Below are 10,375 nucleotides of genomic sequence, written 5' to 3' on the forward strand. Positions count from 1 at the left end.
GCGACACCCGGATGTTCGACGACCCGCTGCAGTTCTACAGCCGTTCGGTCGCGCTGGGCGTCCTCGTCTCGGTGCTCGTCGTGGTGGGCGCGCTGGCGATGGCGTATTTCAAACCGCAGGGCAAGCTCGGCAGCGGTAACCTGTTCGTCGACCGCGCCACCAACCAGCTCTACCTGATGGTGTCGGGTCAACTGCATCCCGTCTACAACCTGACCTCGGCGCGACTGGTGTTGGGCAATCCGGCCGAGCCGAAGGCCGTAAAGCCCGCCGAGCTCAGCAGGTTTCCCAAGGGGCAGTCGGTCGGCATCCCCGGGGCGCCCTACGCCACGCCCGTGTCCTCGGACTCCTCATCGGTATGGGCGTTGTGCGACACCGTCACTCAGGCGGAAAGCATCAACCCCGTCGTGCAGACCTCGGTGGTGGCGATGCCTTTGCAGATCGAGCCCGTCGTGATCGACCCGATCCTTCCGCACGAGGCGCTGCTCGCGTCTTACCAGGGCAAGGACTGGGTCGTGGACACCCACGGGCGGCACGCGACCGACTTGAGCGACCGCCCGATGACCTTCGCCGTGGGAATCCGCGGAACCGCGAAGCCCAGCCCCCTTTCCTCGGCCATGTTCAATGCGCTGCCCGACGCGGGCTCCTGGCAGCTGCCCGCAATCCCAGGCGCGGGATCTCCCAACGCCTTCGGGCTGCCCGAGCAGCTGGTGGTCGGATCGATCCTGCAGATCCACGCGAACTCGGGTCCGCGCTACTTCGTCGTGCTGCTCGACGGCGTCGCGCCCGTCAACGCCAACACCGCCGCGGCGCTGCGCGCCATCCAGTCCTACGGTCTGGTTGAGCCCCCGGCGGTGGTGCCGAGTGAGATCGTCAAGGTGCCCGAGGTGGTCTACAACTCGCCGCTGCCCGACGAGCCGGTCAAGATCGTCTCCCGGCCCCAAGACCCCACCCTGTGCTGGACGTGGGAACGCAAAGCCGGCGATCAGGCTCCGAAGACGAGCGTGTTGACGGGACGGCATCTGCCCATCCCGGCATCGGCCATGAACTCGGGGATCAAGCAAATCCAAGGCCCCGCAACGGTTTACTCCGATGGCGGCAAGTTCGTGCAGCTGCAGTCCCCGGATCCCCGGTACGGCGAATCTCTGTACTACGTCGACCCGCAAGGGGTGCGCTACGGGTTGCCGGACGCCCAGACGGCGTCGTCCCTGGGTCTGAGCGCGCCGAAGTCCGCGCCCTGGGAGATCATCCGCCTCCTGGTCGACGGTCCGGTGCTGTCCAAAGAGGCCGCGCTGCTGGAGCACGACACCCTGCCCGCCGACCCGAGCCCGCGAAAAGCCCCGGCGGCGGCCCCGGGAGGTCCCTCATGACGACCAAGAAGTTCACCCCCTCCGTGACGCGCGGTCCCCGCCTCACCCCGGGCGAGATCAGCCTCACTCCGCCCGAGGACCTCGGCGTGGACATCCCGCCGTCGGGCGTCCAGAAGGCACTTCCCTACGTCATGGGTGTGTGCATGCTCGGCATGATCGCGATCATGGTGGTCACCGGCACCAGGCAGCTGTCGCCGTACATGCTCATGATGCCGCTGATGATGATCATGATGTCGATGGGCATGATGGCCGGTCACGGTGGCGGCGGCAAGAAGGTGCCCGAGATCAACGCCGACCGCAAGGAGTACCTGCGCTACCTGGCCGGCCTCCGTCCCCGGGTGACGTCATCGGCCAGCGCGCAGGTGGCGTTCTTCGGTTACCACGCACCGCATCCCGAAGATCTCGCCTCGCTCATCGGCACACCGCGGCAGTGGTCGCGCCCGGCGAACGCCGACTTCTATGCCGCCACTCGGATCGGAATCGGTGACCAGCCGGCGGTGGACCGGCTGATGAAGCCGTCAACGGGCGGCGAGCTGGCCGGCCCGTCCGCGGCGCCGCAGCCATACCTCGAACCGGTCGCCAACATGTGGGTGGTCAAGTTCCTGCGCACCCACGGCCTCATCCACGACTGTCCAAAGCTGGTGCAGTTGCGCACCTTTCCGACGATCGCGGTTGGCGGCGACCCGGCAGGGGCGGCCGGCCTGTTGACCGCCATGATCTGCCATCTGGCCGTATTCCACCCGCCGGACCTGCTGCAGATCCGCGTTCTCACCGAGAACCCGGACGATCCCGACTGGTCGTGGCTGAAATGGCTTCCCCACGTTCAACATCCGACCGACACCGACGCCTCGGGGCCGGTCCGGATGATCTACACCCGGCCCGACAACCTGTCGGACCTGGCGGCCCGCGGGCCACACACCCCCGATTCCCTTCCCGGCGGCCCGTACGTCGTGGTGGTGGACCTGACCGGCGGCCGGGCGGGCTTCCCGCCCGACGGCAGGGCCGGTGTCACGGTGATCACGCTGGGCAACCACCGCGGCTCGAACTACCGCATCAGGGTCGCCGAGGACGGGACCGCCGATGACCGCCTGCCCGGGCAGCAGTTTCGTCAGGTGACATCCGTCGCCGACAGGATGTCGCCGCACCAAGCCGGCCGAATCGCGAGAAAGCTGGCCGGTTGGTCCATCACCGGCACCGTCCTGGACAAGAAGGGCACGAACGTCCAGAAGAAGACGGCGACCGAATGGCACCAGCTGGTCGGCGCGCAAAGCGTCGAAGAGGTTGTGCCGAACCGCTGGCGGATGTTCACCGACACCGACCGCGATCGCCTGAAGATCCCGTTCGGACATGAACTCAAGACCGGCAACGTCATGTACCTGGACATCAAGGAGGGCGCCGAATTCGGCGCGGGGCCGCACGGCATGTTGATCGGCACCACCGGGTCGGGCAAGTCGGAATTCCTGCGCACCCTGATCCTGTCTCTGGTGGCGATGCACCACCCGGACCAGGTCAACCTGCTGCTGACCGACTTCAAAGGCGGCTCGACGTTCTTGGGCATGGAGAAGCTGCCCCACACCGCCGCCGTGGTCACCAACATGGCCGAGGAAGCCGAACTCGTCAGCCGCATGGGCGAGGTGTTGACCGGCGAACTCGACCGCAGGCAGGGCATCTTGCGCCAGGCCGGCATGAAGGTGGGCGCCGCCGGAGCGCTCTCCGGTGTGGCCGAGTACGAGAAGTACCGGGAACGCGGCGCCGACCTGCCGCCCCTGCCAACGCTTTTCGTCGTCGTCGACGAGTTCGCCGAGCTGCTGCAAAGCCACCCGGACTTCATCGGTTTGTTTGACAGGATCTGCCGGGTGGGGCGGTCGCTGCGCGTGCACCTGCTGCTGGCCACCCAGTCGCTGCAGACCGGCGGTGTGCGCATCGACAAATTGGAGCCGAACCTGACGTACCGCATCGCGCTGCGCACCACCAGCTCGCACGAATCCAAAGCCGTGATCGGGACCCCCGAGGCGCAGTACATCACCAACAAGGAAAGCGGTGTCGGATTTCTGCGGGTCGGCATGGAAGACCCGGTCAAGTTCAGCACCCTGTATACCGGCAACACGTACGTCCCGACGGCTCGCGCGGAAACCAACGGTGAGGGCAATGGGGCCGGCCCGCACGTCGGCCCGAAAAAGGTTCGCATCCAACAGTTCACCGCGGGACCGGTGCTCGACGAGGCGGTGGCGTCATGACTCGCGCCGGCGCCGAAGCAGTGGGGGCACCACTTTACTGCGGAGGAGAGCGGCGCCGATGAGTATCGAAACCAAGGGGCGGGCGCTGCGCGAGGTGGTGCTCGAGCAACTCAGCACGACCGAGTCGCATGCGTACAAGATGTGGCTTCCCCCATTGACCGACCCCACCCCGGTCAATGAACTCATCGCCCAGGACGACCGGCAACCGCTGCGATTCGCCTTGGGCGTCATGGACGAACCGCGGATGCACCGGCAGGCCACGTGGGGCGTGGACGTGTCCGGCGCCGGCGGCAACATCGGTATCGGGGGAGCGCCGCAGACGGGGAAATCCACGCTGCTGCAGACGATGATGCTGTCGGCGGCGGCCACCCACTCACCGCGGCAGGTTCAGTTCTATTGCATCGATCTCGGCGGTGGCGGCCTGATCTATCTGGAGAACCTGCCGCACGTGGGTGGCGTGGCCACCCGCTCGGAGCCCGACCGTGTCATGCGGGTGATCGCGGAGGTGCAAGCCGTTCTGCGGCAACGGGAAGCGACCTTCAAGGAGCACCGGGTCGGCTCGATCGCCGCCTATCGGCAGCTGCGCGAGGATCCGAACCAACCCGTCGCCTCCGACCCGTTCGGCGACGTCTTCCTGGTCATCGACGGGTGGCCGGCGTTCGTCAGCGAATTCCCCGATCTGGAGTCGCAGGTCCAGGACCTCGCGGCGCAAGGCCTCTCGTTCGGCATCCACGTGGTGATCACCACGCCGCGCTGGACGGAACTGAAGTCGCGGGTCCGCGACTACCTCGGCACCAAGATCGAGTTCCGGCTCGGCGACGTCAACGACACGCAGATCGATCGGGCCACCCGCGACATCCCGGCCAATCGTCCCGGCCGCGCGATGTCGACGGAGAAGCACCACTTGATGATCGGTGTGCCGCGGTTCGACGGTGTGCACAGCGCCGAGAACCTGGTTGAGGCGATCACCGCGGCGGTGAATGACGTTGCGGCCCAACACACTGAGCAGGCGCCGCGGGTACGGGTGCTGCCAGAGCGGATCTATCTCTACGAGCTCGACCCGAACCCCCCGGGACCGGATTCCGACTACCGCACTCGATGGACCATTCCTATCGGGGTGCGGGAGACGGATCTGTCGGTGGCCTACGCGCACATGTACACCACGCCCCACCTGTTGATTTTCGGTGCCCCGAAGTCGGGAAAGACCCGCACCGCCCACGCGATCGCCCGGGCTATCTGCGCTCGCAACAGCCCAAAGCAGGTGCGGTTCATGCTCGCCGACTACCGCTCCGGGTTGTTGGATGCGGTGCCCCAGAGCCATCTGCTCGACGCCGGCGCAATCAACCGGAACAGCACGACGCTCGACGAAGCTATCAAGGCCCTCGCGGTCAACCTGCAGAAGCGTCTGCCGCCGGCCGACCTGACCACCGCGCAACTCCGGTCCCGCTCATGGTGGAGCGGATTCGATGTTGTTCTTCTCGTCGATGACTGGCACATGATTGTGGCGGCGGCCGGAGGTATACCGCCGATGGCACCATTGGCGCCTTTGTTGCCCGCGGCTCAGGATATCGGGCTGCACATCATCGTGACGTGCCAAATGAGCTCCGCATACAAGGCGACGATGGACAAGTTCGTCGGCGCCGCTTACGGCGCCGGATCGCCCACCCTGTTCCTGTCGGGCGACAAACAGGACTTCCCGTCGCGGGACATCCAGGTGAAGCGGAGGCCGCCTGGCCAGGCATTTCTGGTCGCTCCCGAGGGGAAAGAGGTCATCCAAGCGGCCTACTTGGATCCTCCGGAAGAAGTGCACTCACCACCTCCAGGAGGCGGTTACGATTATCCCAGCGCCCAGTAAGAACGTTGAACGCACCGCATGCATAACGAGCCGAGATTTCGTTGGCCAATGGGTTGTTTTGCCCTAAATGAATAGCTATTTCGCGCCGATGTGCAGAAGAGGTATGCAAATGCAGAAAATGCCACTTAACCCGATGGTTGTCGGAATTGGCGACGAAGTCGCCACCCCCGCCGGCCGGGGTTCGAGGGCGCCCGGCGCAAGCGCCGATGCACGGTACGGCGTCGCGAACGACTTCACGCGGTAACCGAAAAGCACTCGCAGACAAGGGGACTGGATAGCCATGTTGTGGCACGCGATGCCACCGGAGCTGAACACCGCGCGGCTGATGGCCGGAGCGGGTCCGGCTCCGATGCTGCAGGCCGCCGCCGGCTGGGAAGCGCTGGCGGGGGCTCTCGAGACCCAGGCGCTCGAGTTGTCTGCCGCCCTGGTTTCCCTCAAGGCGTCGTGGACCGGCATGAGCAGCGAACGCGCGATAGCCGCGACGATGCCGATGGTGGCTTGGTTGCAAACCGCGGCTCAGCAGGCCCAGGAACGCGCGGCACGCGCGGCGGCGCAGGCCGCCTCGTACGCCAAGGCGCTGGCGATGACGCCGTCGTTGCCGGAGATCGCGACCAACCACATCACGCACGCGGTCCTTACCGCCACGAATTTCCTTGGCATCAACATGGTGCCGATCGGTCTGAACGAAACCGACTATTTCGTCCGGATGTGGAATCAGGCCGCCGCGGTCATGGACATCTATCAGGTGGAGACGATCGCGAACACGACCTTCGAGCCGCTTCCGCCCATCAAGCCGATCCTGCAGCCGGGTGTGGGCGAAGCGGTGGCCACGGAGGCGTTGAGCACGCTCTCGGCCGTTGGCTCCGAGGCGATTCCCGCCGCGATGCGCGCGCTCTCGGAGGTGGAGGACGAAATCCCGGAAACGGTGCCGGAAGTCGGGGTGCCCCTCGAGCAGCCGGCCATGCCGGCCCTCGGGCAGCTGGGTCAGCTCGGTGGACCGATGCAGCAGCTGATGCAGCCGCTGCAACAACTCACCTCGATGGCCGGCCAGTCCGGCAGTATGGGCGGCCCCGGGGACAGCCTGGTCGGCGACAAGCTCGGCCATCTGCCCGGCAAAGAGGGTGGCCAGCTGGGCCTGGTCGGCGCCAGCCCACTTTCCACGCATCCCTTGGCCGGCGGATCCGGCCCCAGCGTGGGGATGGGACTCATGCGCTCCGAAGCACTACCCGGTGCGGGCGGGACGACGGCCCGCACGTCGCTGATGAATCAGTTGCTCGACAAGCCGTCGCAGGCCATCACCCCCGCGGGTGCCGGCGCCGGGTCGTCGGCGGGCGGGGGTGCGGCCCCCGTCGGCATGGGTGGCTCGTCCGCCCAATCCGCGGGGGCCGCACGGCCAGGGCTGGCGTCCCCCGCACTGCTCGCCACGCGCCCGGACGACGGCGAGGACGTGGAGTTCGAGCACGAGGACGACTGGTGAGCGCCCACAAAGAAAGACTTCCCGGCCGCCAGGGCCGGAAGACTTGCCATCACTTGGCGAGGACAGGAAACAGAGAAAGTAGTCCAGCATGGCAGAGATGAAGACCGATGCCGCTACCCTCAGCGCGGAGGCTAGCAACTTCGACAGGATCTCCGGCGAGCTCCAGCGGGTCATCCAAACCGTGGAGTCCACCGGTGGCGAGCTGGCCGGCCACTGGCGCGGTCAAGCCGGTGCCGCCGCTCAGCAGGCGCTGACGCGCTTCCACGAAGCGGGCCAGGCCCAGATCAAGGCGCTCAGCGAGATCTCGCAGAACATTCACGGCGCCGGAATCCAGTACTCCTCGGCCGACGAGGAACAAGCCAGTTCGCTGTCGTCGCAGATGAACTTCTGACCCATCACCCCCTCAGCACCACAAAGAAACGGAGCAACAATATGTCGGAACAGTCATGGAATTTCGCCGGTATCGAAGCGGGATCCAGCTCGATTGCGGGCGCAGTGCAGACCACCCAGGGTCTTCTCGACGAGGGAAAGAGTTCCCTCGCCAAGCTGGCCGAGGCGTGGGGCGGCAGCGGTTCGGAGGCCTACCAGCAGGTCCAGCGGAATTGGGATGACACCTCCGCTGAACTCAACGCCGCGTTGCAGGCGCTCTCCCAGCGCATCACCGAGGCCAGCCAGGCGATGGCGCAAACCGAATCCGGCGTCACGGGCATGTTCACGTAAGACGATGGCGAGCGGCGAAGCACGAGATTGGGCCACGTCGACCTGACGGGAGATCTAGGCTCTTCTCGTGCTTCCTCGCATGAAACGAGTTGACGAAAGGCTTTGATGGCGGCCGACTACGACCGGCTCTTCCAATCCCTTGAGGGGATGGAGATTGCGGACGAGGCTGCGGCGCAGACGGAATTCGACGTCAACGCGCCGGTTGTGATGCCGCCTGAGCCGGTTGCGATGCCGTCGGCGGCGCACAGTCCGCCCAAGCCCAACGGGCATACGCCGCCGCCGATGCCCATCCACATCGAAGAGCAATTTTCCTCCGTCGCAACCGAAACCCCCCTACCACCGATCGAGTGGACCGCGGCCGGTACGCCTACGCGGCCACCGATACCGATCGACCCGACCGAGCAGGCCGCCCCGGCGCCACCCGAACCTCCCCCGGTCGAGTGGGCCCCGGCCGGCCCGCCTGCGCGGCCACCGATACCGATCGACCCGACGGAGCAAGCCGCCCCGGCGCCACCCGCACCTCCCCCCGTCGACCGGGGCCGGTCGAGCCCGCCCGCGCGGCCACCGATGCCGATCGACAAGCCGGAGCCCGCTGCCGTTGAGCTGCCCGAACCGCCCCCGGCCCAGCGGCGCAGGCAGCCCCCGGCCGAACCTCCGCCGGTCGAACGGCGTCAGCAGCCCCCGCCTGTCGGCCCGAAATCGCTTGCGCCGCAACCTGACCCACGCGCTCAGGCCCCGGCTCAGCACGCCCGACACTCGCGTCGCGCAAACCGCGACGACACCAACGCGGCAAACGTTGCCGGCGCCGGCACCGGGCGACACAGCCATCGCGCCGACGACCGAGACGACCGCGTGAACGCAGTGGTTGGGCCCACCGTCACAGCGATTCCACGGGCCAACCATGCGACGGCGGAACCGAACGGCGGGCCGGTGCCCCCGCCATCGTTGAAGCGACGTGAGCGCGAGGTCTCTCCCGCAGCTCCGGCGCGTCCCGCGGCGCAACACCCCACGAAGTCGCCGGCACCACCGAGTTCGCCGCCGGCATCCGCGGACGGCGAGCGCGGCACCACCGCTGCCGTGACCCACATCGGTGTCGAGCCGGGCAGGAAGTCGGCCGAAAAGACGATCCCGAAACGCGGTTGGCGGCGGGCGGTGTACAAGCTGACGCGCATCAACCCTGGTCTGTCCCGCGACGAGAAATACGAGCGGGACTTACACCGGCGAATACAGCGTATTCCCAGCGGATCTCATCAGATTGCCGTGCTGAGCCTCAAGGGTGGTGTCGGCAAGACGAGCTTGACGGTCGCCCTGGGGTCGACGCTGGCACAGGTGCGTGGTGACCGGATCCTGGCGTTCGACGCGGACGCGGACTCCGGGAATCTGGCGGATCGTGCGGGGCAACGATCGGCTTCGAGTATCGCGGATCTCCTTGCGCGCAAGGACCTTTCGCATTATAACGAGGTGCGGGCTCTCACCAGCGTCAATGCCGTCAACCTCGAGGTGCTCGCCGGGGCGGACTACGGCACGGCGCCCCGCGCGTTCAGTACAACCGACTGGCAGCGGGCGGCCGACGCGGTGTCGAAGTTCTACAGCGTCGTGTTGGCCGATTGCGGGGCCGGCTTGACTCGGGGTCTGCTTGCAACGGCATCCGGGTTGGTGATCGTGACCAGCGCATCGGTCGACGCTGCCCGGCAGGCCGCGGTCGCCATCGATTGGTTGCGTGACAGCGGTCATCGGGATCTGCTGAGCCGCGCATGTGTGGTGATCAACCATGTGTCGCCCGGGGAACCCAATGTCGCCATCACCGACTTGGTGCGGCAATTCGGGCAGCACGTTCGGCCGGACCGGGTCGTGGTGTTGCCGTGGGACAAACACATCGCGGCCGGCGGAGAGATCGAAATCCGCCTGCTCGACCCCGTTTACCAGCGTAGGATTACCGAGCTTGCCGCAGCACTGTCCGACGATTTCGACAGGGGTGAACGTCGTTGAGCGCACCCACCGCTACTGCCGGCGCGGCCGCAACTGCGGGGCCCGCCGGCACCACCGCGCCCGCCAAGCCCGCCACCACCCGGGTGACGATCCTTACCGGGCGGCGGATGACCGACGTCGTCCTGCCGTCGTCCGCGCCGATCGAGGCGTATATCGATGACACGGTCGCGGTTCTGGCCGAACTTCTCGAAGACGCTCCAGCCGATGTCTTGGCCGGTTTCGACTTCTCGGCCCAGGGCGCTTGGACTTTCGCCCGACCGGGCGCCCCGCCCCTGAAGCCCGACAAGTCGCTGGACGACGCCGTCGTGGTCGACGGATCGCTGCTGACGCTGGTGTCGGTGAGCCGCACCGAGCGGTACCGGCCGCTGGTCGAGGACGTCATCGACGCGATCGCCGTGCTGGACGAATCGGCGGAGTTCGACCGCCCCGCCTTGAATCGGTTCATCGGCGTGGCGCTTCCCGTCGTCACGGTGGCGATCGCCGCGATCGCGGCACTGGCCTGGTGGAACACCGGGCGCCACCTGTGGTGGTCACTCGCGTTGGGCATCGCCGGGCTGTTGGCCCTGACGGGCAGCTGGGTGGCCAACAGGTTCTACAAGAATGTGAGCCTGTCGGAGAGCCTGCTGGCGACGGCGGCTCCCCTGATCACCGTCGCTGTGGCGCTGGCCATTCCGGCGCCCCGTGGAGCGGCCCCGCTCGGGGCACCACAGCTCGCCGGTGCGGCGGCGGT

General features: G+C 67.0%; 8 protein-coding genes. All 8 read left to right on the forward strand.

Annotated elements, in window-relative coordinates:
• Positions 1 to 1,367: type VII secretion protein EccB (gene eccB, locus A9X05_RS08470; RefSeq protein ID WP_197498972.1), on the forward strand; the 1,367-nt coding region annotated here is incomplete at its 5' end.
• Positions 1,364 to 3,604: a type VII secretion protein EccCa gene (gene eccCa, locus A9X05_RS08475; RefSeq protein ID WP_067754669.1), complete on the forward strand. Its 2,241-nt coding sequence runs from the start codon at positions 1,364 to 1,366 to the stop codon at positions 3,602 to 3,604. The genes eccB and eccCa, both read left to right, overlap by 4 nt.
• A 58-nt stretch (positions 3,605 to 3,662) precedes the next feature.
• Positions 3,663 to 5,459, forward strand: coding sequence for a type VII secretion protein EccCb (eccCb, locus tag A9X05_RS08480; protein WP_067754666.1), 1,797 nt, complete (start codon positions 3,663 to 3,665; stop codon positions 5,457 to 5,459).
• 280 nt (positions 5,460 to 5,739) lie between these two features.
• Positions 5,740 to 6,936, forward strand: a complete 1,197-nt coding sequence (locus A9X05_RS08485) for a PPE family protein (RefSeq protein ID WP_067754655.1) — start codon at positions 5,740 to 5,742, stop codon at positions 6,934 to 6,936.
• A gap of 88 nt (positions 6,937 to 7,024) precedes the next feature.
• A complete protein-coding gene (locus A9X05_RS08490; RefSeq protein ID WP_046184939.1) occupies positions 7,025 to 7,327 on the forward strand; it encodes a WXG100 family type VII secretion target in 303 nt (100 codons plus the stop codon).
• A gap of 41 nt (positions 7,328 to 7,368) precedes the next feature.
• Positions 7,369 to 7,656, forward strand: coding sequence for a WXG100 family type VII secretion target (locus A9X05_RS08495; protein WP_067754652.1), 288 nt, complete (start codon positions 7,369 to 7,371; stop codon positions 7,654 to 7,656).
• A 1,152-nt stretch (positions 7,657 to 8,808) separates the two neighbouring features.
• Positions 8,809 to 9,645 (forward strand): MinD/ParA family protein, encoded by an 837-nt coding sequence (locus A9X05_RS32015; protein ID WP_231972828.1) that lies wholly within the window; start codon positions 8,809 to 8,811, stop codon positions 9,643 to 9,645.
• Positions 9,642 to 10,375, forward strand: a 734-nt coding sequence (eccD, locus tag A9X05_RS08505; RefSeq protein WP_067754646.1) for a type VII secretion integral membrane protein EccD, incomplete at its 3' end; no start/stop codon positions are given. The genes A9X05_RS32015 and eccD, both read left to right, overlap by 4 nt.

It is taken from the genome of Mycobacterium sp. E3298 (assembly GCF_001666895.1).
Taxonomy (GTDB): Bacteria; Actinomycetota; Actinomycetes; order Mycobacteriales; family Mycobacteriaceae; genus Mycobacterium.